This window comes from Rappaport israeli (assembly GCF_001888055.1).
Classification (GTDB): Bacteria; Pseudomonadota; Gammaproteobacteria; order Cardiobacteriales; family Cardiobacteriaceae; genus Rappaport; species Rappaport israeli.
Genome location: NZ_LXHZ01000051.1, coordinates 1 through 304 on the forward strand (window position 1 = coordinate 1; position 304 = coordinate 304).

Consider the following 304-nt stretch of genomic DNA (forward strand, 5'->3'; position numbering starts at 1 on the left):
GTGGCGTTGGGTGGTGCAGAGGGGGGCGTCTGCCGTTGGCGCTGGCGGATTATGATGTGGTGGTGTTAGGGGGGGCTGGGGGGGGCTGTGTCTGCTGATGAGTTTGCGGATTGGTTGGCTGTGGGGGGGCGGTTGGTGGTGGCGCGTGGGAATGAGTCGTTGCTGGAGGCGTTTGGGGGAGGGTTTGAGTTTTCAAGTGTGCGTGAGGTGTGCGGTGAGGCGTGGCATTTGCGTTGGCAGGCTGGGGAGGGGGTGGCGCTGTTTCCTGAGGGGGAGGTTGAGGGTTGGGTTGAGTTATGGGGGG

Annotated in this window: 1 protein-coding gene; it reads left to right on the top strand. The window is 63.8% G+C overall.

All coding sequences use genetic code 11. The features are described 5' to 3' along the window. Positions 1-87: 87 nt before the first annotated feature. Positions 88-304: hypothetical protein (locus A5N84_RS09300; RefSeq protein WP_143324920.1), on the top strand; the 217-nt coding region annotated here is incomplete at its 3' end.